General features: G+C 54.9%; 19 protein-coding genes and 3 tRNA genes. 4 read left to right on the top strand and 18 right to left on the bottom strand.

What is annotated here, in order from left to right:
- Positions 1 to 37: 37 nt before the first annotated feature.
- The 14 genes from rlmB to nnr all read right to left on the bottom strand — a co-directional run bounded on the left by rlmB (position 38) and on the right by nnr (position 15,815).
- Positions 38 to 769: a 23S rRNA (guanosine(2251)-2'-O)-methyltransferase RlmB gene (gene rlmB, locus LCD46_02220; protein ID UOY71178.1), complete on the bottom strand. Its 732-nt coding sequence runs from the start codon at positions 767 to 769 to the stop codon at positions 38 to 40.
- Positions 770 to 838: 69 nt separating this feature from the next.
- Entirely contained in the window at positions 839 to 3,280 is a 2,442-nt protein-coding gene (gene rnr / locus LCD46_02215) for a ribonuclease R (GenBank protein ID UOY71177.1), read from the bottom strand.
- A 38-nt stretch (positions 3,281 to 3,318) separates the two neighbouring features.
- Positions 3,319 to 3,744, bottom strand: coding sequence for a nitric oxide-sensing transcriptional repressor NsrR (gene nsrR / locus LCD46_02210; GenBank protein UOY71176.1), 426 nt, complete (start codon positions 3,742 to 3,744; stop codon positions 3,319 to 3,321).
- A gap of 193 nt (positions 3,745 to 3,937) precedes the next feature.
- Positions 3,938 to 5,236 carry an adenylosuccinate synthase gene (locus LCD46_02205; GenBank protein UOY72872.1) on the bottom strand — a complete coding sequence of 433 codons (1,299 nt, stop codon included), beginning with the start codon at positions 5,234 to 5,236 and terminating at the stop codon, positions 3,938 to 3,940.
- A gap of 104 nt (positions 5,237 to 5,340) precedes the next feature.
- Positions 5,341 to 5,538: a DUF2065 domain-containing protein gene (locus LCD46_02200; GenBank protein UOY71175.1), complete on the bottom strand. Its 198-nt coding sequence runs from the start codon at positions 5,536 to 5,538 to the stop codon at positions 5,341 to 5,343.
- Positions 5,539 to 5,609: 71 nt separating this feature from the next.
- Positions 5,610 to 6,614 carry a protease modulator HflC gene (gene hflC, locus LCD46_02195; protein ID UOY71174.1) on the bottom strand — a complete coding sequence of 335 codons (1,005 nt, stop codon included), beginning with the start codon at positions 6,612 to 6,614 and terminating at the stop codon, positions 5,610 to 5,612.
- 2 nt (positions 6,615 to 6,616) lie between these two features.
- Entirely contained in the window at positions 6,617 to 7,879 is a 1,263-nt protein-coding gene (gene hflK, locus LCD46_02190; protein UOY71173.1) for an FtsH protease activity modulator HflK, read from the bottom strand.
- A gap of 56 nt (positions 7,880 to 7,935) precedes the next feature.
- Positions 7,936 to 9,216 (bottom strand): GTPase HflX, encoded by a 1,281-nt coding sequence (hflX, locus tag LCD46_02185; GenBank protein ID UOY71172.1) that lies wholly within the window; start codon positions 9,214 to 9,216, stop codon positions 7,936 to 7,938.
- A 73-nt stretch (positions 9,217 to 9,289) separates the two neighbouring features.
- Entirely contained in the window at positions 9,290 to 9,601 is a 312-nt protein-coding gene (gene hfq, locus LCD46_02180; GenBank protein ID UOY71171.1) for an RNA chaperone Hfq, read from the bottom strand.
- 85 nt (positions 9,602 to 9,686) lie between these two features.
- Positions 9,687 to 10,637 carry a tRNA (adenosine(37)-N6)-dimethylallyltransferase MiaA gene (miaA, locus tag LCD46_02175; GenBank protein ID UOY71170.1) on the bottom strand — a complete coding sequence of 317 codons (951 nt, stop codon included), beginning with the start codon at positions 10,635 to 10,637 and terminating at the stop codon, positions 9,687 to 9,689.
- Positions 10,630 to 12,474 (bottom strand): DNA mismatch repair endonuclease MutL, encoded by a 1,845-nt coding sequence (mutL, locus tag LCD46_02170; GenBank protein ID UOY71169.1) that lies wholly within the window; start codon positions 12,472 to 12,474, stop codon positions 10,630 to 10,632. Before mutL ends, miaA begins: the two co-directional genes overlap by 8 nt.
- A gap of 9 nt (positions 12,475 to 12,483) precedes the next feature.
- On the bottom strand, positions 12,484 to 13,821 hold the full coding sequence (amiB, locus tag LCD46_02165; protein ID UOY71168.1) for an N-acetylmuramoyl-L-alanine amidase AmiB: 1,338 nt from the start codon (positions 13,819 to 13,821) through the stop codon (positions 12,484 to 12,486).
- Between the two features lie 16 nt (positions 13,822 to 13,837).
- Positions 13,838 to 14,299: a tRNA (adenosine(37)-N6)-threonylcarbamoyltransferase complex ATPase subunit type 1 TsaE gene (gene tsaE, locus LCD46_02160; protein UOY71167.1), complete on the bottom strand. Its 462-nt coding sequence runs from the start codon at positions 14,297 to 14,299 to the stop codon at positions 13,838 to 13,840.
- Positions 14,292 to 15,815 carry a bifunctional ADP-dependent NAD(P)H-hydrate dehydratase/NAD(P)H-hydrate epimerase gene (gene nnr / locus LCD46_02155; GenBank protein ID UOY71166.1) on the bottom strand — a complete coding sequence of 508 codons (1,524 nt, stop codon included), beginning with the start codon at positions 15,813 to 15,815 and terminating at the stop codon, positions 14,292 to 14,294. Before nnr ends, tsaE begins: the two co-directional genes overlap by 8 nt.
- Between nnr and queG the strand changes: the two genes are divergently transcribed.
- Complete coding sequence (gene queG, locus LCD46_02150; GenBank protein ID UOY71165.1) at positions 15,814 to 16,953, top strand: tRNA epoxyqueuosine(34) reductase QueG; 1,140 nt, start codon at positions 15,814 to 15,816, stop codon at positions 16,951 to 16,953. The two genes, nnr and queG, sit on opposite strands and share 2 nt — an antisense overlap.
- Before the next feature lie 270 nt (positions 16,954 to 17,223).
- Here queG and LCD46_02145 read toward each other — a convergent pair.
- The 4 genes from LCD46_02145 to orn all read right to left on the bottom strand — a co-directional run bounded on the left by LCD46_02145 (position 17,224) and on the right by orn (position 18,265).
- Positions 17,224 to 17,299 (bottom strand) — tRNA-Gly (locus LCD46_02145).
- 36 nt (positions 17,300 to 17,335) lie between these two features.
- Positions 17,336 to 17,411, bottom strand: a tRNA-Gly gene (locus tag LCD46_02140).
- A gap of 36 nt (positions 17,412 to 17,447) precedes the next feature.
- Positions 17,448 to 17,523: transfer RNA gene (locus tag LCD46_02135), tRNA-Gly, on the bottom strand.
- Positions 17,524 to 17,719: 196 nt separating this feature from the next.
- Entirely contained in the window at positions 17,720 to 18,265 is a 546-nt protein-coding gene (orn, locus tag LCD46_02130; protein ID UOY71164.1) for an oligoribonuclease, read from the bottom strand.
- A gap of 107 nt (positions 18,266 to 18,372) precedes the next feature.
- Here orn and rsgA point away from each other — a divergent pair, with 107 nt between their 5' ends.
- The 3 genes from rsgA to mscM all read left to right on the top strand — a co-directional run bounded on the left by rsgA (position 18,373) and on the right by mscM (position 23,834).
- Positions 18,373 to 19,425 (top strand): small ribosomal subunit biogenesis GTPase RsgA, encoded by a 1,053-nt coding sequence (gene rsgA, locus LCD46_02125; GenBank protein ID UOY71163.1) that lies wholly within the window; start codon positions 18,373 to 18,375, stop codon positions 19,423 to 19,425.
- 97 nt (positions 19,426 to 19,522) lie between these two features.
- Positions 19,523 to 20,491, top strand: coding sequence for an archaetidylserine decarboxylase (gene asd, locus LCD46_02120; GenBank protein ID UOY71162.1), 969 nt, complete (start codon positions 19,523 to 19,525; stop codon positions 20,489 to 20,491).
- Positions 20,492 to 20,510: 19 nt separating this feature from the next.
- A complete protein-coding gene (mscM, locus tag LCD46_02115) occupies positions 20,511 to 23,834 on the top strand; it encodes a miniconductance mechanosensitive channel MscM (protein ID UOY71161.1) in 3,324 nt (1,107 codons plus the stop codon).
- Positions 23,835 to 23,858: the final 24 nt, after the last annotated feature.

The following is a 23,858-nucleotide window of genomic DNA, read 5'->3' as shown; positions in this document are numbered from 1 at the left end:
AATGCCCGGTGGCGTTGTGCTTACCGGGCACAAAAGGCTAGCCCCGCTGACGCACCGCTTCAAACAGGCAGATGCCCGTCGCAACAGAAACGTTCAGAGACGACACGCTGCCCGCCATCGGAATGCTGATTAGCTCATCGCAGTGCTCGCGCGTCAGACGACGCATCCCTTCACCTTCGGCTCCCATCACCAGCGCCAGACGGCCAGTCATTTTGCTCTGATAGAGGGTATGATCGGCTTCACCGGCGGTACCGACAATCCAGATATTCTCTTCCTGCAGCAGACGCATGGTGCGCGCCAGGTTGGTAACACGGATCAACGGAACGTTCTCTGCCGCGCCGCAGGCCACTTTTTTGGCCGTGGCGTTCAGCTGTGCAGAGCGATCTTTTGGCACGATGACCGCGTGTACACCGGCAGCATCAGCACTACGCAGACATGCACCGAGGTTGTGCGGATCGGTAACGCCATCGAGGATCAGGAAAAATGGGTTATCCAGCTCGGCAATCAGATCCGGCAGATCGTTTTCCTGATACTGACGACCCGGCTTCACGCGGGCAATGATCCCCTGGTGAACCGCGCCGTCACTTTTCTCATCCAGGAACTGGCGGTTTGCCAGTTGGATCACCACACCCTGTGCCTCCAGGGCGTGGATCAGCGGCATCAGACGCTTGTCTTCACGCCCTTTCAGAATGAACACTTCCTGAAAACGCTCCGGTGCGCGCTCCAGCAGGGCTTGCACCGCGTGGATGCCGTAAATCATTTCACTCATTGATGGTTCTCATTATGACGATACTTTTCCCTCTCCCCGATGGGGAGAGGGTCAGGGTAAGGGGCGGAATTACTCCGCCTGCTTTTTCTTCGCCGCGCGCTTCGCTTTGGTAGCGGCGGCAATTTTTTGGGTCTTAGCGGAAGGCTTTTTCGCGGAGCGAGCTTCTTTCTTCGCTGCCTTCGGTTTCTTTTTCTTCTCGCCGCGGAAGGCGCTATCTGGCTCGAAGTTCACTTTCTTACCCGCCTGACGACGTTTGCCGCTGGTATTACCGTTGCCACCCTTTTTCGCCTTCTCACGCGCCGTTTTACCCACATTACGCGGGCCACGCTCGCTGGAGATCAGGCTGAAGTCGATCTTGCGCTCGTCCATATTGACCGCTTCGACCTTCACTTCCACACGATCGCCCAGACGATAGGTCTGACCGCCGGATTCACCAATGAGACGCTGCCCGACCTGGTCAAAACGGTAGTAGTCGTTATCCAGGCTGGAGACATGCACCAGACCGTCGATAAACAGCTCATCGAGACGAACAAAGAAACCAAAACCGGTCACGCTGGCGATCACACCTTTGAACACGTTACCGACCTGATCCAGCATAAAGTCGCACTTCAGCCAGTCTGAGACTTCACGGGTCGCTTCATCCGCGCGGCGTTCGGTCATGGAACAATGCTGACCCAGTTGCAGCATCTCTTCCATTGAATAGTGGTAGCCTCCGGTTTCAGTCGTGTTCCCTTTATGGCCCTGCTCCTGCGCCAGCAAATACTTGATTGCACGGTGCAGGGAAAGATCCGGGTAACGACGAATTGGCGACGTAAAGTGCGCGTAGGACTGCAACGCCAGACCGAAGTGCCCACGGTTTTCCGGATCGTAAATCGCCTGCTTCATGGAGCGCAGCAGCATGGTCTGCAGCATTTCTGCATCCGGACGGTCGCCAATGGATTCCAGCAGCTCGGCATAATCACGCGGGTCTGGCTTGTTACCACCAGGCAGCTCCAGACCCAGTTCAGCCAGTACTGAACGGAACGCGGTGATGGCTTCCGTCGACGGTTTATCGTGAATACGGAACAGCGCAGGTTCTTTGGCTTTCTCAACAAAACGTGCCGCCGAGATGTTCGCCAGGATCATACACTCTTCAATCAGCTTATGCGCGTCGTTACGCTGGGTCTGTTCGATACGTTCAATGCGACGTTCCGCGTTGAAGATAAACTTCGCCTCCTCGCTCTCAAAGGAGATCCCGCCGCGCTCTTCACGAGCCTGATCCAGCGTTTTGTAGAGGTTATGTAGCTCTTCAATGTGCTTCACCAGCGGCGCATATTGTTCGCGCAGATCCTGGTCGCCCTGCAGCATATGCCAGACTTTGGTATAGGTCAGGCGCGCATGTGAGCTCATGACTGCTTCGTAGAATTTGTAACCTGTTAAGCGCCCTTTGGTGGAGATGGTCATCTCACAAACCATACAGAGGCGATCAACCTGCGGGTTCAGGGAGCACAGGCCGTTAGAGAGCACTTCCGGCAGCATCGGCACAACCTGTGACGGGAAGTAAACCGAGGTACCGCGGTTGCGCGCTTCGTTATCCAGCGGGGTGTGCGGGCGAACATAGTAGCTCACATCCGCGATGGCAACCCACAGGCGCCAGCCGCCGCCGCGTTTTTTCTCGCAGTACACCGCATCATCGAAGTCGCGGGCGTCTTCGCCATCAATCGTCACCAGTGGCAGATCGCGGAGGTCCACGCGGCCAGCTTTAGACTCTTCAGGCACTTCTTCACGAAGGCCTTCAATTTGTTCTTCAACCGCTTTCGGCCAGATGTACGGGATCTCATGGGTACGCAGCGCCATATCAACAGCCATGCCGGTGCCCATGTTATCGCCCAATACTTCCACGATTTTCCCGACCGCTTTAGTGCGACGGGTAGGACGCTGGGTGAGCTCAACCACCACCACAAAGCCCATGCGCGCGCCCATAACCTCTTCAGGTGGGATCAGGATATCAAAACTCAGACGGCTGTCGTCCGGTACCACAAAGCCGACGCCCGCATCGGTAAAGTAGCGGCCAACAATCTGGCTGGTTTTTGGCACCAGCACACGCACCACGCGAGCTTCGCGGCGACCTTTACGGTCAGCGCCCAGCGGCTGGGCCAGGATCTGGTCACCGTGGATACACATTTTCATCTGTTCAGATGAAAGGTACAGATCGTCTTTACGACCTTCCACGCGCAGGAAGCCATAGCCGTCGCGGTGACCAATGACGGTTCCTTTCAGCAGATCAAGGCGTTCTGGTAGCGCATAGCACTGACGGCGAGTAAAGACCAGTTGCCCGTCACGCTCCATGGCGCGCAGGCGACGACGAAGGGCTTCAATTTGCTCTTCACCTTCAATATTTAATTGAACGGCAAGTTCTTCACGATTGGCGGGTTTTTCGCGTTTTGTTAAGTGTTCAATGATGAACTCGCGGCTGGGAATAGGGTTCGCGTATTTTTCGGCTTCGCGTTCCTGGAATGGATCTTGTGACATGTCGGTTCCTCCGTTGTCAGCTCCGGTGGAAATTTTCTTCATTCCACCAGCAATAATTTATAAAGCGGTTGATTCTCTTCAACCAAATCGGCCAGCGTGTAGTTATCCAGTTCCTTGAGAAAACTTTGCACGGCCTTAGAAAGCGCCTTTTTCAGACGGCAGGCGGGCGTAATGTGGCAGAACTCGCTGCTGCAGTTCACCAGAGACAATGGCTCCAGCTCACGTACCACATCGCCAACACGAATACTCTGCGCCGGTTTACCGAGACGGATCCCCCCATTCTTCCCGCGAACGGCAGCAACATATCCGGCACGACTAAGTTGATTGATTATTTTGACCATATGATTACGAGACACGCCGTAGACCTCTGTCACTTCAGAGATACTGGTCATTTTCCCATCGGGTAACGACGCCATGTAGATCAGCGCGCGTAAGCCGTAATCGGTGAAACTTGTTAACTGCACATCAACCTCAGGAAAAAGGGAAATCGCGGACAAACCGCTGAGATATTCATTAATGATGATAAACCAGCCAGATAGTTAGCGGCTAATTTATTTGACTGACGGGGCGAAAAAGCAGAGATCGAGGAGTGGTCGCCGGATGGCGCTACGCTTATCCGGCCTACGGGTCACCCCCGCAGGCCAGCAGTCACGAAGATTATGCGTCGAACGGGTCGCGCAGGATCATCGTTTCAGTACGATCCGGGCCGGTAGAAATAATATCGATCGGCACTTCGGTCAGTTCTTCAATACGCTTGATGTAATCCAGCGCCGCCTGTGGCAGGCCGCTACGCTCTTTCACACCGAAAGTGGTCTCAGACCAGCCCGGCATGGTTTCGTAGATTGGCTCGATGCCTTCCCAGTCGTCAGCCGCCAGCGGAGTGGTGGTCACTTCGCGGCCATCTGGCATACGGTAGCCTACGCAGATTTTCACTTCTTTCAGGCCGTCCAGTACGTCCAGCTTGGTCAGGCAGAAGCCAGACAGGGAGTTGATCTGCACTGCGCGACGCACTGCAACCGCATCCAGCCAGCCGGTACGACGACGACGACCGGTGGTCGCGCCAAACTCGTTACCCTGCTTGCACAGGAACTCGCCGGTTTCATCAAACAGTTCGGTCGGGAATGGACCTGCACCCACGCGAGTGGAGTAAGCTTTGATGATACCCAGAACGTAATCCACATAACGCGGGCCCAGGCCAGAGCCGGTCGCCACGCCACCTGCGGTGGTGTTAGAAGAGGTCACATACGGATAGGTACCGTGGTCGATGTCCAGCAGCGTACCCTGCGCACCTTCAAACATGACGAAATCGCCACGTTTGCGCGCCTGGTCCAGCAGATCGGATACATCAACAACCATACCGGTCAGAATGTCAGCAATCGCCATGACGTCATCCAGTACTTTCTGGTAGTCAACAGCGTCAGCTTTGTAGAAGTTCACCAGCTGGAAGTTGTGATATTCCATCACTTCTTTCAGTTTTTCAGCGAAGGTTGCTTTGTCGAAGAGGTCGCCCACGCGCAGACCGCGACGAGCTACTTTGTCTTCGTAAGCCGGGCCGATACCACGGCCGGTGGTACCGATCGCTTTCGCGCCACGCGCTTTCTCACGCGCAACGTCCAGTGCCACGTGATAATCCAGGATCAGCGGGCAAGCTTCGGAGAGCAGCAGACGCTCACGAACAGGGATACCACGGTCTTCCAGACCTTTCATCTCTTTCATCAGCGCAGCAGGAGACAGCACAACGCCGTTACCGATGATGCTGGTGACGTTATCACGAAGAATGCCTGATGGAATAAGATGGAGGACGGTTTTTTCACCGTTGATTACGAGAGTATGGCCTGCGTTGTGACCGCCCTGGTAGCGTACAACATATTTAGCCCGTTCAGTCAGAAGATCAACAATCTTCCCTTTACCTTCGTCACCCCATTGGGTGCCCAGTACGACGACGTTGTTACCCATTTTTTTCAAAATCACCGTTTGCTTAAAAATGGATTCTACCATCGCTTTTTCAGATATACAGCACTTTTTGACCTCAAAATACGCCAAATCCGACCACTTTTTGATCAGCCAATCGTTTTCTTCAACATGTAGTAGATCACGATGCCAGCAACCACAAGACCGCCACCAAAACGACGCAAAATATTATCAGGGAGCTGACTCATCGTCGCAATCATACGACGCCATGCGCTCGGATAAAGCATCGGGCCAAGACCTTCCAGAACTAACACCAGCGCCAGCGCCAGCCAAATGGTTGAATTCATTTTTATTCCTTATAAAAGAAAACCACCGCTCCGTGAAGAGCGGTGGTTTGAATACTCAAACGAGCCTGAGTTTATCGCGTCGCGTTGGTTGGCGTCTTCATATAACGGAAGAAATCGCTGTCCGGGCTGAGGACCATCACATCCTGGTTGCTCTGGAAGCTATTCTCGTAAGCTCGCAGGCTACGGATAAAGGCGTAGAAGTCCGGATCCTGGCTGAAGGCATCTGCAAACAGCTTCGCGGCTTCTGCATCACCTTCACCGCGCAGAATACGTCCCTGACGCTCAGATTCCGCCAGTGTCTTGGTGACTTCGTAGTCCGCTGCCGCGCGCAGCTTCTCAGCCTCTTCCTGACCCTGTGAACGGTGACGACGGGCGACCGCTTCACGCTCGGCGCGCATACGGTTGTAGATCGCCTCGGACACTTCCACAGGAAGGTTGATCTGCTTAATACGCACGTCAACGACTTCAATACCCAGGGCCGCCATACTGTTCGGGTTGATCACCGGCACTTTGCCGTTGGTTTCAGCCTGAACGCGTTCCGCCGCTTTAGCAATCGCATCATCCGCTGCCGGTGTTGAGACTTCGTCTTCGGTGCCTGCGGTACCGGAGTTCAGCGCATCACGCACTTCCAGCGTCAGACGACCGCGGGAATCGGTCACGATATCTTTCACATCCAGACGTCCAATCTCAGAACGCAGACGGTCAGAGAACTTACGTTTCAGCAGCACTTCTGCCTGAGAAACGTCGCCGCCGCCTGTCGCCAGGAAGTAACGGCTGAAATCACTGATACGCCACTTGATGTAAGAGTCAACGATCAGGTCTTTCTTCTCTTTGGTCACGAAACGGTCAGCCTGGTTATCCATGGTCTGGATACGGGCATCAAGCGTTTTCACCGACTGAATGAACGGCACTTTGAAGTGCAGGCCCGGCTCATAGATCACCGGACGCTTGTCGCTGTCACGGACGACGCTGCTGAACTGGAATTTGATCCCGCGTTCACCCTCTTTCACAACGAAAATCGAGGTGTAAAGCACGACCAGCACGATGATGATGATCGCAATAACTGACTTACGCATCCTTATTCCCCCTGACGCTGGTAGTCGTTACGCTGCGCATTAGCACGGCGTTGGTCCATGATGTCACCATCGTTCGAAGAAGGCGTGGTTGTGGCGCTTGAGCTACTGGACGACGCAGGCGGCAGACGCAGCAGGCTGCTGGAACCGCTGGTGTCAGCTTTCGCCGCCGGAGCCGAACCGCCTTTCAGCATCTGGTCCAGTGGCAGTACCATCAGGTTTCCGCCTTTGTTGTCGTTAACCAGCACTTTACGCGTGTGGCTCAGCACTTTTTCCATGGTCTCGATATAGAGACGTTCACGGGTAATTTCCGGAGCCGCTTTATATTCCGGCAGAATTTTCGCGAAACGCGCCACTTCACCCTGTGCTTCCAGGATGGTCTGGGTTTTATATGCGCGAGCTTCTTCAAGAATACGCTGCGCCTGACCGTTAGCACGTGGCTGCACTTCGTTGGTGTACGCTTCCGCTTCACGGATGTACTGCTGTTCGTTTTCACGGGCAGCAATCGCGTCATCAAACGCCGCTTTCACCTCTTCCGGCGGACGAGCGGCCTGGAAGTTGACGTCCAGCAGGGTAATACCCATGTTGTACGGGCGAATGGTCTCTTCCAGCTCACGCTGGGTATCGCTACGAATAACGGTACGACCTTCGGTCAGGATGCGATCCATAGTGTATTTACCGATAACACCACGCAGGGCGCTGTCGGTTGCCTGACGCAGGCTGTCATCAGCGCTGGTCACGCTAAACAGATAACGTTCAGGATCGGTTACGCGGTACTGTACGTTCATCTCAACGCGCACCACGTTCTCATCAGAGGTCAGCATCACACCAGATGCCGCCAGTTCACGAACAGACTCCACGTTGACCGCGGTAACGTCGTCAATGAAGGTCGGTTTCCAGTTAAGACCTGGCTCCACCAGATGGCTGAACTTACCGAAACGGGTGACGACACCGCGTTCCGCTTCTTTAATGGTGTAGAACCCGGTGGCAGCCCAGATGATCACCGCCGCAGCGGCAACAATGCCTACCACGCGGCCACCCATTTGCGGGCGCGGCCCCTGGGTAGAATTTCCACCCGAACCAGAACCTTTACCTCCGCCAAGGCCACCAAGCTTTTTGCTCAGCTTGCGGAAGATATCATCCAGATCCGGCGGCCCCTGCTCGCGACCACCTTTGTTGCCATTTCCCCCAGAGTTGCCGCCTTGATTATTGCTGCTTCCCCACGGGTCGCGGTCTTGTCCGTTGTTACCGGGCTGATTCCACGCCATGTATATGCTCCATATTTGTTATGCAAGGGCGAATTATTCAGGCATCCCCTTTCTGATCAGACGATATAGTCGACCAGCGCAGGTTCTTGTTTACAGAGGCGACGCCAGTCAACGATCGGCATACGCACCTGCATCCCCACGCTGCCGTCATCCTCCATCCACTCTTTTTCTATCGCCTGAAGCTGATAAAACCGGCTGCGCAGCCTGCCTTCCTGTGGCGGCAATCGCAGCGTGTGCTGAGCTACCTCACCGGAAAGACGTTCTGTCAAAGCCTGGAAAAGCAGTGGCACACCAATACCGGACTGGGCAGAAAGCCAGACCCGAATCGGTTTGTTCTCTTCATCTCGATCAATACGCGGCTCGAAATCCTCCAGCATATCGATCTTGTTCATCACCAACAGCGTTGGGATCTCGTGGGCGTCGATCTCTTCGAGCACCACGTTTACCGCGTCTATGTTCTCCTGCACACGAACATCCGCCGCGTCAATCACGTGCACCAGCAGGGTCGCCTGTCGCGTCTCCTGCAGGGTAGCTTTAAACGCCGCCACCAGGTCGTGAGGCAAATGACGGATAAACCCTACGGTATCCGCCAGCACTGTTTCACCCACATCGGCGACGTCAATACGACGTAACGTTGGGTCCAGGGTCGCAAACAACTGGTCTGCGGCATAAACCTGGGCCTCAGTAATCTGGTTAAACAGGGTGGATTTACCAGCGTTGGTATACCCCACCAGCGACACCGTTGGGATGTCGGCTTTTGAGCGTGCACGACGACCTTGCTCACGCTGTTTCTCAACGCGTTCCAGACGTGAGAGGATCTGGGTAATACGGCCACGCAGCAAACGACGGTCGGTTTCGAGCTGGGTTTCACCCGGACCGCGTAAACCAATCCCGCCTTTCTGTCTCTCAAGGTGGGTCCAGCCACGCACAAGCCGCGTTGCCAGATGGCGCAACTGCGCCAGCTCAACCTGCAACTTACCTTCATGGGTACGCGCACGTTGAGCAAAAATATCTAAAATCAAACCCGTGCGATCGATAACACGGCATTCGCAAAGCGCTTCCAGGTTACGTTCCTGGGCCGGAGACAGCGCATGATCAAACAACACAACTGAAGCGCCAGTTGCTTTTACGGCATCCGCAATTTCAACTGCTTTACCTTCACCAACAAAATACTTTGGGTGCGGCGCTTTACGGCTACCGGTAATCACCTGCATTGCTTCGACACCGGCGGAAGAGACCAGAGATTCAAACTCCTGGAGGTCTTCCATATCTTTGTCTTGCGAAAAATAGATGTGTACCAGCACCGCCTGCTCACCGGCATCATAACGGTCAAACAAGCGTAAACCTCTCTAAAAAGATCAGCGGGGAACGCAGGATCCCTGGCTCCCCGTGTGGATAACAGCAGAGACCTTATTCGGTCTCGTCGCTGTCCTGCGCTGGCGTTGAAGAACCCTGCGCGTTGCTGCCGTGATGGTAGTTACTGCCAGTGCCGCCGCCAGCGTTATTGCTGTGATGAGATACCGGACGAGACGGAACAACAGTAGAAATCGCGTGCTTGTAGACCATCTGACTGACCGTGTTTTTCAACAGGATCACGAACTGATCGAAAGACTCAATCTGACCTTGCAGCTTAATACCATTCACCAAATAAATAGAAACTGGAACACGTTCCCGACGCAATGCGTTCAGGAACGGATCTTGTAAAGATTGCCCCTTAGCCATTCTATCTTTTCCTTATATGCTTGTTTTGTACTTAGAACCTTGCGATTCTGAAAAATTGCGCACGATACGTCTCAATTGTACACATTCAGTGAGCGATATCACCAACAACCTCAATCACTTCGTTTAACGCCTGTTGCGGTTTTTCACTGTCTAACCAGTGAACCCCCTCCCAACCGCGCAACCAGGTGATCTGGCGCTTCGCTAACTGTCTCGTGGCGCAAACACCTCGATAAACCATTTCATCGTATGAAATCTCACCTTCAAGATAAGACCACATCTGGCGGTATCCCACACAACGAATGGAAGGCATATCCGTATGCAAATCTCCACGGGCAAATAGCGCCCGCACTTCTGCTTCAAAATCTGAAGCTAACATCTGATGAAAACGCTGCTCAATTCGCTGATGGAGCAGTTCACGGCTCGCCGGGGCGATGGCGAACTGATGCACCTGATACGGCAGAGCCTCTCCTGACGTTTGCGTCAGTTCCGTTAAAGTTTTACCCGAAATGAAAAAAACTTCCAGTGCCCGGGAAAGCCTTTGCGGATCATTTGGATGGATCCGTGCTGCAGCAACCGGATCAATCTCTGCCAGTTGCTTGTGCAAAACGTCCCAGCCCTGCTCTGCCGCCTGCTGCTCAATTTTCGCTCTTACCTCAGGATCCGCTGATGGCAGAGGTGATAGCCCCTCCAGCAACGCCTTGAAATAGAGCATGGTTCCGCCAACCAACAGCGGTATACGTCCCGCCGCTGTTATCTCGGCCATCTCAGCTAAGGCATCCCGGCGGAAATCCGCTGCGGAGTAAGCCTGAGCAGGGTCGAGAATATCCAGCAAACGGTGCGGTGCCGCACGCAACTCTTCTGCGTCAGGCTTCGCCGTGCCGATGTCCATCCCCCGATAGATGAGGGCGGAATCAACGCTAATCAACTCTACGGGCAAAACTTTACGCAACTCAATGGCAAGTGCCGTTTTGCCGGAGGCCGTTGGGCCCATCAAAAAAATCGCCTTAGGCAGGCTCGCCTTGCTTACGTCAATCATGTTTCAGGGCGTTCATCGCCGTTTGTAAATCAACAGGTTGTAATAGACCCCCTGGCGGCGATTTCACCAGTTGCGGACAAAGACGTTCAACCTCTGCCAGCACGCTAATGGCCTGCGCCAGACTCCACGGCGTGTGTTCGCTTGCCAGATGACGGGCGATCCACTGCGCGGTGTTGGCGGCATCAAACGATGTTTGCTGCGCCAGGTAGCCTATCAGTTCAGGAATCAAGTTTTGTAAATTTTGTTGGCGTAAGGGTAAAGGCACTGCACGAATTGTCACATGTTGTGGTTCGAGCACAATTTCAATGCCCATCTGCGCCAGTTGGGCCTCTGCACGTTGCAATACCCTTGTTTCTTCAGCGGATATTTTCAGACGAACCGGGATCAGCAGCGGCTGCGCGCAGGCCAAATTTTCTCCCGGAGTGAGCTGCACCTGTTTGAGCCAGCGTTCGGCTACCGGCAAAGCCAGAAGCATCAATTTGCCGTCACGCTCAAGCAGTGCCATATCCGGTACGACAATCGTCAACACCCGGCCAAAGCTCTGGCTATGAGCGTCCAGGGAAGACGACGCTACCGGGATGTGTTCTTTACGCTCCGCGGCTGGGGTTTCCAGCAGTTTGCGATACAACGCCCCCTGCTGCTTTTGATAGCCAGGCTGGGCGTTCGGGTAGTTTGCTCCCGTTGGGCGCGGAGCGCTCCCTGCAGAGGAGAAACGCGGCGCTTCCGGCTCACGTACCGCAGCGGGTTCCGCAAAATGGTTCCGGCCCGCAGCAACACGGTTTTCCGGGAACGAACGTGGGGCAGGCTCTTCATTTTCCAGTGGCAACACCGGTTCAACCTGCTGTTGCAATACGCTCAGCACGCCCTGATAGATAAAATCGTGTACCAGTCGTGACTGGTGGAACCTTACTTCATGCTTGGCTGGATGGACGTTCACGTCGACCTGATGCGGGTCGATCTCCAGATAAAGCACAAAAGCAGGTTGCTGGTCAGCTCCGAGCTTATCTTCGCAGGCCTGACGAATGGCGTGATTAATGAGACGGTCCCGCATCATGCGGCCATTCACGTAGCAATACTGGATCTCCGCGAACGCCGCGCTGCTGGCGTTTGGGTCAGCCACCCAGCCGCGTAAAGCCAGATCGCCATGCTGCCACTCAATGGCCAGCGCCTGTTCCAGAAACGGTGTTCCACAGATAGTTCCCAGTCGACGCTCTTTCTGCCCCCCTTCGGCCACCGCTCTGTACTGGCGCATCACTTTGCCATTATGACTGAGGTTAATGGTGACATCGAAACGGGCCAGCGCGATACGACGGATGATTTCGTCGATATGGCCAAACTCGGTTTTTTCGGTACGCATGAACTTGCGTCGGGCGGGAGTGTTGTAGAACAGATCCAGGACTTCCAGCGTCGTACCGACAGGATGCGCCGCAGGTTTGACCGTCACATCCATATCGCGCCCTTCAGCATAGGCCTGCCAGGCTTCTGCCTGGTCAGCCGTGCGGGAGGTCAGCGTCAAACGGGAAACCGAGCTGATACTGGCCAGCGCTTCACCGCGAAAACCGAGGCTTATGATGGCTTCCAGGTCATCCAGAGAAGCAATTTTACTGGTAGCGTGACGAGCCAGCGCTAACGCCAGCTCGTCTTTTTTGATACCACAGCCGTTATCACGAATGCGGATTAGCTTCGCGCCACCGCGTTCAATATCAATATCAATGCGGGTCGCGCCCGCATCGAGGCTGTTTTCCACCAGCTCCTTCACCACCGACGCAGGGCGTTCTACCACCTCACCGGCGGCGATTTGGTTCGCAAGCTGCGGCGGTAGAACCTGAATCGGCATGAATTCTCCTTAGTTGGTCGCAGTTATCTCGCCAGGCTGCGCGGCACTGGCCGTCTGAGCTGCCCCGCCCTGTGGCGCGGACTGCAGAGGATGCGCCTCAAAATATTTACGCAAACCGTTATAAATGGCTTCGGCAAGTTGCTGCTGGTAGCTGTCGCTGCCCAGCAGGCGCTCTTCACTGTTATTGCTGATAAAGCCTGTCTCCACCAGAATGGATGGAATATCCGGCGAACGCAGAACCCCCAGGCTCGCATGCTCCGGACGACGCTTATGCAATGCTCCGATGCCCTGCAACTGATTCAATACGTTAGTGGCGACATCATAACCTACGCGCTGGGAATGACCGAACTGTAAATCCAGCACTGCCTGGCTGAGATATGGATCTGACTGGCTGTTTGCCAGCACATCACCCGCACCGCCTAACAGTTCAGACTGTTTCTCGTGCTCTTCCAGCCAGTTTGCCATTTCGCTGTTCGCCCTGCGGTTCGAAAGCACCCATACCGATGCGCCAGTCGCGCTACGGTTTGGCGCTGCATCCGCATGAATGGAGACCAGGAAGTTGGCATTTTGTTTACGCGCCACATCTGAGCGGCCCATTACAGAGATAAAATAGTCGCCGTCGCGAGTCAGCACGCCTTTGAACATCGGATCATCGTTTAACAACGTCCGCAGCTTACGGGCTACCGCAATCGTGACGTTTTTCTCCCGCGTGCCGCCTGGACCAATCGCGCCGGGATCCTGACCTCCATGGCCCGCATCAATCGCGATAATCACTTTATCACCGCTGACCGCACGACGTGCGCTGGCCGCAGGGCGTGTAACGCTATTACTGCTGGTGACGCTGGTAATGCGGTCGCTGTCCGATTTAAACGGATTACGTGCAGGTTCAGAAGGACGCGGTGTGTAAACCGGTTCTTCGACGCGTTTTGCCACCACTGGCGGAGGCGGTGGTGGTGGAGGTGCGTCAGCATTGATGGTAAAAACCACCGTATAGTTCGCGCCGTTTTGTTGCTTGACCGCCTTCGTTTTGCCCTTTTCGGTGAGATCAACCACCAGGCGCAATGACTGGCTATCTTGTGGTGTGCCTGAGCGAATGCTCTTCACCAGATTGTTACCGCTGAACTGCAGCGGTAATCCCTGAATCACTCCGGTTTGTTTGATATCCAGCGCCACGCTGTGGCTGTCTGGCTGTGAAAAAGCGTATTCAGGGTCACCCATAAAACTGAATGTGATCCGGGCCTGGTTTTCACCGTTCGATACCTGAATATCTGAGAGGTTAGCCGCCCCGGCCTGCGCGCACAGCAGCACAGTGGCAGCCAATAACCAACTTTTAACGCGATTAATCATCCCGTTATCCCTAAGCTTAACCGGCTAAACGAGCCAGTAAGGAACACCCTGATGAGGAAACCGCACTGATGCGTGCCTCACGCCCTTGTGCCTGGTAATCTAAGTGAATTTCGACATCCGGGTCAGGCAACACACCCGCACCTTGTTGCGGCCACTCCACCAGGCAAATGGCATCATTGGCAAAATAATCACGGATCCCCATAAATTCCAGCTCCTCAGGATCCGCAAGGCGGTATAAATCGAAGTGGTACACCATGAGATTTTCAAGGGTGTACGGTTCTACCAGCGTGTAGGTTGGGCTTTTCACATTCCCGCTATGCCCTAACGCCTGTAAAAAGCCCCGGCTGAAGGTGGTTTTACCCGCACCTAAATCACCATACAGATAAATGACGGTTGCCCCCTGACAGGCCTGCGCCACGCGCTTGCCGAGATCTAAAGTGGCTTGTTCATCAGGTAAAGGAATCGCTCGATTAGTCATTTTCTACGTCAATCACATCCGGGTTAACAACACGCCGCAGCGTGCAAAAAAGATCGGTGGCCAGCATACCGCGTGTACCGTAACGTGCAGCCAGTTGATCTGCCGCTGCACCATGAGCCACGCAGCCCGCACAGGCTGCATCATAAAGGGGAAGTTTCTGTCCAAGCAATGCGCCAATGATGCCTGAAAGCACATCACCCATTCCGCCACTCGCCATGCCCGCATTTCCGGCATCAATAATGCCCAGCGTCTCGTCACTGGCGACGACGGTTCCTGCCCCTTTCAAAACGGCAACACCTCCGTAACGTTTTACCAGACACTGAGCAGAAAGTAAGCGATCGCTTTCAATTTCTGCCACGCTGCAGTTAAGCAGACGCGCGGCTTCGCCGGGGTGTGGCGTCAGAATGCGATTGTGACGCTTATCCGGGTTGATTGCCAGAAGGTTCAGCGCGTCAGCATCCCACAGCATCGGTTTACGAAAATTCTCGACCTTTTGCAGGGCCTGTTTACCCCACGCCTGCTGCCCAAGCCCGGGGCCGATAACGACCACATCTGCCCACTCGAGGCTTTCCTCAAGCATCGGGAGCGTAAGCTCATGCACCATCAACTCGGGTCTGGCAGTAACGATCGGCACAATATTCTCGATGCGCGTGAGGACTCGCACCAGACCAGCACCGCTTCGCAATGCCGCTTCACCCGCCATACGGATAGCCCCCGCCGTACCGTAGTCCCCCCCGACAATCACCAGTTTGCCATGATCGCCTTTATGGGATGTGGGACGTCTCGGGGGCAGCCACTCTGCAAGCTGCGAAGCATCAATGCGCGAAAGGTGCGTTTCCTGACCGGCTAACCAGCTGTCCAGACCCAGCGCATTGTGGTGCAGTACGCCGACCATATCCCGCGCTTTGCCGGTCAGTAAACCCGGCTTCAGGGCGATGAATGTCACCGTATGCGCCGCCTGAATTACTGCCCCCGGCGTCGCGCCAGTTTGTGCTATCAGGCCTGAGGGAATATCCAGCGCCACCACCGGCGCGGAATGGCAATTGGCATGTGTAATCAACGCGGTAATGTTCTCACGCGGCGCACTGCGTAGACCGGTCCCGAGCAGACCATCAATAATCAGATCCATATCCTCCGGCCAGAGGATATCAGGAGCATGAATCACACCGCCGGCATTCAGCCAGGCATCTCGGGCCGCGCAGGCCTCCTCCGGCAGCGGTTTATCACTCTCCAGCGCCAGCAACGTCACGCGGATACCCGCAGCAACGGCAAGACGGGCGACAACATAACCGTCACCGCCGTTATTGCCGTGCCCGCACAAAACCAGCCAGTGTCTGGATTGCGGATATGCATTGTGGGCAACGTTGAACGCGGCTTCGCCTGCGCGCTGCATGAGTTCATATAGGGTGATACCGAGGCTGTCTGCTGCCTCTTTTTCGGCGCGCCGGAGGTCGTCCGCACGCCAGATGGAATGTGGTATACTTGCGGGGTTTTTCTTCACTGTATGGTCCGTCATGTCACAGCCCCTCGATCTCAATCAGTTAGCGCAAAAAATTAAACAGTGGGGTGCTGAGCTTGGCTTCCAGAAGGTAGGCATTACCGATACCGACCTCTCCGCCAGCGAGCCGAAACTACAGGCCTGGCTGGACAAACAATACCACGGCGAAATGGAGTGGATGGCGCGTCATGGCATGATGCGCGCCCGTCCGCACGAGCTTTTGCCGGGCACATTACGTGTCATCAGCGTGCGCATGAACTACCTGCCCGCCAACGCGGCTTTTGCGCGCACGCTAAAAAACCCCTCGCTGGGTTACGTCAGCCGGTACGCCCTGGGACGTGATTACCATAAGCTTCTGCGTAACCGTTTAAAAAAACTCGGGGAAACTATTCAGCAGCACTGTGTTTCGCTGAATTTTAGACCCTTTGTCGATTCTGCGCCTATTCTTGAGCGCCCGATCGCCGAAAAAGCCGGGCTTGGCTGGACAGGTAAGCACTCACTTATCCTTAGCCGCGACGCCGGATCGTTCTTCTTCCTCGGGGAACTGCTGATTGATTTACCGCTGCCGGTAGACGGTCCGGTAGAGGAAGGCTGTGGCCGCTGCGTGGCCTGTATGACCATCTGCCCCACCGGCGCTATCGTTGAACCCTATACTGTTGATGCTCGCCGCTGCATCTCCTACCTCACTATCGAACTGGAAGGTGCGATCCCTGAGGAGTTTCGGCCGCTTATCGGCAACCGAATCTACGGCTGCGATGACTGTCAGCTGATCTGCCCATGGAACCGCTATTCACAACTCACGGATGAAGAAGATTTCAGTCCGCGTAAAGCTCTGCACGCACCGCAACTCGTTGAGCTGTTTGCCTGGAGCGAAGCCTGGTTCCTGAAAGTGACAGAAGGGTCTGCCATTCGTCGCATTGGCCATCTGCGCTGGCTACGTAATGTTGCCGTTGCACTGGGGAATGCGCCCTGGGATGAAGCCAATATTCAGGCGCTCGAAAGCCGCAGAGGTGAGCACCCACTTCTCGATGAACACATAGAATGGGCGGTTGCACAGCAAATCGAGAAGCGAAATGCCTGCGTAGTAGAGGTGCAATCACCGAAGAAACAACGCCTGGTGAGGGTGATTGAGAAAGGGCTTACGCGCGACGCATAATATATTCACAGCCTGTGTATAAAAATACAAACTCAAGCAGCATCGGGACTGGAGAAGAGGTCAAGTGATCTCAATAACATTTTGAAATCAAATTTTATTCATATAATACAGCTAATTACACGAATACTATTCACCCTGCTAAGTTTTTAGCCGATTCCGGTTAAACGTAGTTTCTGTGGATAACTCTGTTCACAAGAGTATTTCAGAGACAACAGAAAACGTCCCCAACGAATTTTTTCGCTGTGGATATTTTAAAGATGAAGATGAATTTGGAGCGGGAAACGAGACTCGAACTCGCGACCCCGACCTTGGCAAGGTCGTGCTCTACCAACTGAGCTATTCCCGCTTGGGTGGTGCGTGCTGTGGAAGCACTTTCAAATTTTGGAGCGGGAAACGAGACTCGAACTCGCGACCCCGACCTTGGCAAGGTCGTGCTCTACCAACTGAGCTATTCCCGCTTGGGTGGTGCATGCTTTAAAAGCACTTTCAAATTTTGGAGCGGGAAACGAGACTCGAACTCGCGACCCCGACCTTGGCAAGGTCGTGCTCTACCAACTGAGCTATTCCCGCAAATCTGTACTGCTTTTGTTGCTGTCGTAACGTGTAATTCTCTGTCGTTACGGGAGGCGCATTATACGAGAAATCCTTTTAGCTGCAACCCCCCTGAAAGCGATTTTTTCGAAATTCAGTTCAAATGCTTATTTAATCGGCAAGCTGCACAATTTAACGGCAAAAACCCGGCCACGCAAGGCGCCGGATCTCAAAATCACAGCTTAATGAAGTTTTCGCGGTAATACGCCAGCTCCGCAACAGACTCACGAATATCGTCCATTGCCTGATGCGTCCCCTGTTTTTTAAAGCCATCCAGGATTTCAGGTTTCCAGCGACGAGCCAGCTCTTTCAGGGTGCTCACATCCAGATAGCGGTAGTGGAAGTAAGACTCGAGCTCCGGCATGTACTTAAACAGAAAGCGGCGATCCTGGCCGATGCTATTACCACAGATTGGCGATTTGCCTGCCGGAACCCACTGTTTCAGGAATTCAAGCGTCGCCAGCTCCGCCTCACGGTCACCCTGAGTACTGGCCTTCACGCGATCCACCAGACCGCTGCCGGTATGGGTACGCACGTTCCAGTCATCCATCAATGCAAGCTGTTCATCAGATTGATGAACCGCAATCGTCGGCCCTTCCGCCAGAATATTCAGGTTGGCATCGGTCACCAGGGTTGCAATCTCAATGATGCGATCGCGCTCGGGATCCAGCCCGGTCATTTCAAGATCGATCCAAATCAGGTTGTTTTCATCCGCGCTCATGTTATTTTCCACCCTTCTCGCATAACCGGCAGTAGCAGGTTAACTAGTATTAATTAGAGTGTATCATAGAGGTTTTGCCCCTTACGGGCGACCAGGAGCCAGCGCGATTGAGTAAAAATAAACTCTCCAAAGGGCAGCAGCGCCGCGTGAATGCCAATCACCAGCGCCGTCTTAAAACCACTTCGGAGAAGGTCGATTACGACGACAACCTGTTTGGCGAACCAACGGAAGGCGTAGTCATCAGCCGTTTCGGTATGCATGCCGACGTGGAATCCGCCGATGGTGAGATCCACCGCTGCAACATCCGCCGGACCATTCGTTCTCTGGTGACCGGTGACCGCGTCGTCTGGCGTCCGGGTAAAGAGGCGGCGGAAGGTGTTACGGTAAAAGGTATCGTTGAAGCGGTCCATGAGCGCACGTCTGTGTTAACCCGTCCCGATTTCTACGACGGCGTGAAACCGATTGCCGCCAACATTAACCAAATCGTTATCGTCTCGGCGATTTTGCCTGAACTTTCACTCAATATTATCGACCGATACCTCGTCGCCTGCGAAACACTGCAGGTTGAACCGATTATCGTGCTGAACAAAATCGATCTGCTGGATGACGAAGGAATGGCTTTCGTCAATGAACAGATGGATATCTATCGCAAGATTGGATACCGCGTTCTGATGGTCTCCAGCTACACCAAAGATGGCCTGAAACCGCTGGAAGAGGCGCTCACCGATCGTATCAGCATCTTCGCGGGTCAATCCGGCGTGGGTAAATCGAGCCTGCTGAATAACCTGCTTGGTCTCCAGCAGGAGATCCTCACCAACGATGTGTCTGATGTCTCGGGTCTGGGCCAGCACACGACCACCGCATCACGCCTGTATCACTTCCCACATGGCGGCGATGTGATCGACTCTCCGGGGGTGCGCGAATTCGGTTTATGGCATCTCGAGCCGGAACAAATCTTCAACGGATTTGTCGAATTCCATGATTATTTAGGCGCTTGCAAATACCGCGACTGTAAACACGATAACGACCCAGGTTGCGCTATCCGTGAAGCGGTCGAGAATGGTGAAATCGCGGAGACTCGCTTCGAGAATTACCACCGTATTCTTGAGAGCATGGATCAAGTAAAAACGCGTAAAAACTTTTCTGATTCTGATAACTGACAACTAAGCTAAGCATCGCTAAAATCGTCCCCTTTTTTCAGGTTCCGGTGCTCTGCCACCGGATCAGGAACGACAAAACAATGGCCTGGAGGCTACCTTGTTAAACGCATTTAAACTTTCGCTTCAATACATTCTGCCAAAACTGTGGCTCACTCGCCTGGCGGGCTGGGGCGCAAGCAAACGAGCAGGCTGGCTGACCAAACTGGTCATCGACCTTTTCGTAAAATATTACAAGGTCGACATGAAAGAGGCGCAGAAGCCGGATACCGCCAGCTATCGCACCTTCAACGAATTCTTCGTGCGCCCACTGCGCGACGAGGTTCGTCCGGTTGATACCGATCCTAACGTGCTGGTGATGCCGGCAGACGGCGTGATCAGCCAGTTGGGCAACATCGAAGACGACAAAATCCTGCAGGCGAAGGGCCACAACTACAGCCTGGAGGCCTTACTGGCAGGTAACTACCTGATGGCAGACCTGTTCCGTAACGGTACGTTTGCCACCACGTATCTGTCACCGCGCGACTACCACCGCGTGCACATGCCGTGCAACGGTATTCTGCGTGAAATGATCTACGTTCCAGGCGATCTGTTCTCCGTGAACCATCTGACTGCGCAAAACGTACCAAACCTGTTTGCCCGTAACGAACGCGTCATCTGCCTGTTTGATACTGAATTTGGCCCAATGGCGCAGATTCTGGTGGGTGCCACCATCGTCGGCAGCATCGAAACCGTCTGGGCAGGCACCATCACTCCGCCACGTGAAGGCGTGATCAAGCGCTGGACCTGGCCTGCCGGTGAAGCGGAAGGCTCTGTCGCCCTGCTGAAAGGTCAGGAAATGGGTCGCTTCAAGCTGGGCTCTACCGTGATCAACCTTTTTGCGCCGGGTAAAGTGAAGCTGGCTGAACAGCTCGAAAGCCTGTCGGTCACCAAACTGGGCCAGCCGCTGGCGGTCTCTGCCGAAACCTTCGTGACGCCAGATGCAGAATCTGCTCCGCTGTCACAGGAAGAGATTAACGCCGAGCACGACGCCAGCCCGCTGGTTGACGACAAAAAAGACGAAGGCTAACAACAGAAGGATCGCTGACGTGCGCCCGATTATCGTTCTACTGATGGCCTGGTGCCTCAGCATGGGGGCGTACGCAGCGACAGCCCCCGACGCCAAACAGATAACGCAGGAACTGGAGCAGGCAAAAGCGGCCAAACCCGCTCAGCCAGAGACCGTCGAGTCGCTCCAGTCTGCCCTGAACGCGCTTGAGGAGCGGAAAGGCTCCCTTGAGCGCGCTCAGCAGTATCAGCAGGTTATCGACAACTTCCCCAAACTCTCGCAGACGCTGCGCGCGCAGCTCAATAATTTGCGTGACGAACCGCGCGACGTGCCCGCAGGCATGACCTCGGACGCCCTGAACCAGGAGATCCTGCAGGTCAGCAGCCAGCTTCTGGAAAAGAGCCGCCTTGCTCAGCAGGAGCAGGAGCGAGCGCGTGAAATTGCCGACTCCCTCAGCCAGCTTCCGCAACAGCAAACCGATGCCCGCCGTCAGCTCAACGAGGTTGAACGCCGTGTCGGCACACAAACCGGCAACACGCCGCAAAACCAGGCACAAAACCTTGGGCTGCAGGCAGAGTCTGCCCGCCTGAAAGCGCTGGTCGATGAACTGGAGCTGGCGCAGCTCTCCGCCAATAACCGCCAGGAGCTATCGCGGATGCGTTCAGAACTGGCGCAAAAACAGAGCGAACAGCTTGATGCTTATCTCCAGGCGCTACGTAACCAGCTTAATAGCCAGCGCCAGCGCGAGGCCGAACGCGCGCTGGAAAGTACCGAGCTACTGGCGGAAAACAGCGCTAACCTGCCCGTCGGCATCGTCGATCAGTTCAAGATCAACCGTGAGCTTTCAGCGGCACTGAACCAGCAGGCACAGCGTATGGACCTGGTCGCTTCACAACAGCGGCAGGCGACGAACCAAACCCTGCAGGTCCGCCAGGCGCTCAACACTCTGCGCGAACAGTCGCAGTGGCTTGGGTCATCAAACCTGCTGGGCGAGGCGTTACGAGCTCAGGTTGCACGCCTGCCGGAAATGCCGAAGCCGCAGCAGTTGGATACCGAGATGGCTCAGCTACGCGTTCAGCGACTGCACTTTGAAGATCTTCTCAACAAACAACCGCAAATTCGCCAGATCCGTCAGGCTGACGGGCAACCTCTGAGCAGTGAGCAAAACCGGATCCTTGAAGCCCAGTTGCGCACCCAGCGTGAACTCCTGAACTCACTGCTCCAGGGCGGTGATACGCTGATCCTCGAGCTTACCAAGCTGAAGGTGTCAAACAGTCAGCTGGAAGATGCGCTGAAAGAGGTAAACGAGGCAACGCACCGTTACCTCTTCTGGACCTCCGACGTGCGTCCAATGACCTTCTCGTGGCCAATTGAGATTGTTCAGGATCTGCGCCGCCTGATTTCACTGGACACCTTCAGCCAGCTGGGACAGGCCAGCGTGATGATGCTCACCAGCAAAGAGACCATTTTCCCACTGCTGGGCGCATTGATTCTGGTGGGCTTTAGCATTTACTCGCGCAGACATTTCACCCGTTTTCTGGAGCGTTCCAGTTCGCGCGTGGGGAAAGTCACCCAGGATCACTTCTGGCTGACGCTCCGCACGGTGTTCTGGTCGATTCTCGTGGCCTCTCCTTTACCGGTATTGTGGATGACGCTGGGGTACGGCCTGCGGGAAGCCTGGCCCTATCCGCTCGCCGTGGCGATAGGCGATGGCGTCACCGCGACGGTTCCACTGCTGTGGGTCGTGATGATTTGTGCCACATTCGCGCGGCCAAATGGCCTGTTCATCGCCCACTTTGGCTGGCCGCGTAATCGTGTTGCACGCGCCATGCGTTACTATCTGATGAGCATCGGACTGATTGTGCCACTCATTATGGCGCTGATTATGTTCGATAATCTTAACGACCGGGAGTTCTCAGGCTCACTGGGTCGCCTCTGCTTTATGCTGATATGCGGGGCGCTGGCCATCGTCACGCTCAGCCTGAAACGCGCCGGTATACCGCTCTATCTTGATAAATCCGGTAGCGGCGACAACATGTTCAACCGCCTGCTCTGGAACCTGCTGCTGAGCGCTCCGCTGATTGCGATGCTGGCAGCGGCGGTGGGTTACCTGGCGACCTCGAAGGCGCTGCTGGCGCGGCTGGAAACCTCGGTGGCGATCTGGTTCCTGCTTCTGGTGGTGTATCACGTCATCCGTCGCTGGATGTTGATTCAGCGCCGCCGTCTGGCCTTCGACCGTGCCAAGCATCGCCGGGCAGAAATCCTCGCTCAGCGTGCGCGGGGTGAGGATGAGCCAAACCACGTCAACAGCACGGAAGGGACGACGGAGGCGGACGATGTCGAACTGGATCTGGATGCCATCAGTACCCAGTCCCTGCGCCTGGTGCGCTCCATCCTGATGCTGATTGCTCTCCTGTCGGTGATCGTGCTGTGGTCGGAAATTCACTCCGCGTTTGGCTTCCTGGAGAACATCTCTCTCTGGGACGTGACATCTACAGTTCAGGGTGTGGAAAGTCTGGAGCCTATAACCTTAGGTTCAGTACTGATTGCCATTCTGGTGTTGATCATTACTACCCAACTGGTACGTAACTTCCCGGCGCTGCTGGAGCTGGCTCTGCTGCAACACCTGGATTTAACCCCCGGCACGGGCTACGCCATTACCACCATCACTAAATACCTGATCCTGCTCTTTGGCGGGATGGTGGGTTTCTCAATGATTGGCATTGAGTGGTCTAAATTACAGTGGCTGGTCGCTGCGCTGACATTTGGACTTGGCTTTGGCATGCAGGAAATTTTCGCTAACTTTGTTTCCGGCCTGATCATCCTGTTTGAAAAACCGATACGTATAGGCGATACGGTGACGATCCGCGATCTGACCGGTAGCGTAACGAAGATCAATACCCGCGCCACAACGATCAGCGACTGGGACCGTAAAGAGATCATCGTGCCGAACAAGGCATTCATCACCGAACAGTTCATCAACTGGTCGCTGTCAGACTCGGTCACGCGTGTTGTGCTGACACTACCGGCACCGTCGGATGCCAACAGTGAAGAGGTGACACAAATTCTCTACACCGCAGCCGAGCGCTGCACGCTGGTGCTCGATAACCCGGCACCGGAAGTGTTCCTGGTCGATTTGCAGCAGGGGATTCAGATTTTCGAGCTGCGTATTTACGCTGCAGAAATGGGACACCGTATGCCGCTGCGCCACGAGATCCACCAGCTGATTCTGGCTGGCTTCCGCGAGCATGGTATTGATATGCCATTCCCACCGTTCCAGATGCGTCTGGAAAGTCTGGACGGACGTAAAACGGGAAGAACATTGACGTCGGCGGCACGTAAGCGCCCGGCGGGAAGCCTGTAAATCTTCGCCCCTCTCTTTCGGGAG

It is taken from the genome of Enterobacter ludwigii, assembly GCA_023023105.1.
Taxonomy (GTDB): Bacteria; Pseudomonadota; Gammaproteobacteria; order Enterobacterales; family Enterobacteriaceae; genus Enterobacter; species Enterobacter adelaidei.
Note: the sequence above shows the minus strand (reverse complement) of the source record. Positions and strands in the feature narration are given on the sequence as shown.

Bases quoted from the DNA above. Each gene is read 5' to 3' on its own strand.
- rnr (UOY71177.1), bottom strand. From the start codon at position 3,280: ATGTCACAAGATCCATTCCAGGAACGCGAAGCCGAAAAATACGCGAAC.
- miaA (UOY71170.1), bottom strand. From the start codon at position 10,637: ATGATTGACGTAAGCAAGGCGAGCCTGCCTAAGGCGATTTTTTTGATG.
- LCD46_02205 (UOY72872.1), bottom strand. From the start codon at position 5,236: ATGGGTAACAACGTCGTCGTACTGGGCACCCAATGGGGTGACGAAGGT.
- hflK (UOY71173.1), bottom strand. From the start codon at position 7,879: ATGGCGTGGAATCAGCCCGGTAACAACGGACAAGACCGCGACCCGTGG.
- hfq (UOY71171.1), bottom strand. From the start codon at position 9,601: ATGGCTAAGGGGCAATCTTTACAAGATCCGTTCCTGAACGCATTGCGT.
- LCD46_02200 (UOY71175.1), bottom strand. From the start codon at position 5,538: ATGAATTCAACCATTTGGCTGGCGCTGGCGCTGGTGTTAGTTCTGGAA.
- nnr (UOY71166.1), bottom strand. From the start codon at position 15,815: ATGACGGACCATACAGTGAAGAAAAACCCCGCAAGTATACCACATTCC.
- tsaE (UOY71167.1), bottom strand. From the start codon at position 14,299: ATGACTAATCGAGCGATTCCTTTACCTGATGAACAAGCCACTTTAGAT.
- orn (UOY71164.1), bottom strand. From the start codon at position 18,265: ATGAGCGCGGATGAAAACAACCTGATTTGGATCGATCTTGAAATGACC.
- rlmB (UOY71178.1), bottom strand. From the start codon at position 769: ATGAGTGAAATGATTTACGGCATCCACGCGGTGCAAGCCCTGCTGGAG.
- queG (UOY71165.1), top strand. From the start codon at position 15,814: ATGTCACAGCCCCTCGATCTCAATCAGTTAGCGCAAAAAATTAAACAG.
- amiB (UOY71168.1), bottom strand. From the start codon at position 13,821: ATGATTAATCGCGTTAAAAGTTGGTTATTGGCTGCCACTGTGCTGCTG.
- mutL (UOY71169.1), bottom strand. From the start codon at position 12,474: ATGCCGATTCAGGTTCTACCGCCGCAGCTTGCGAACCAAATCGCCGCC.
- hflC (UOY71174.1), bottom strand. From the start codon at position 6,614: ATGCGTAAGTCAGTTATTGCGATCATCATCATCGTGCTGGTCGTGCTT.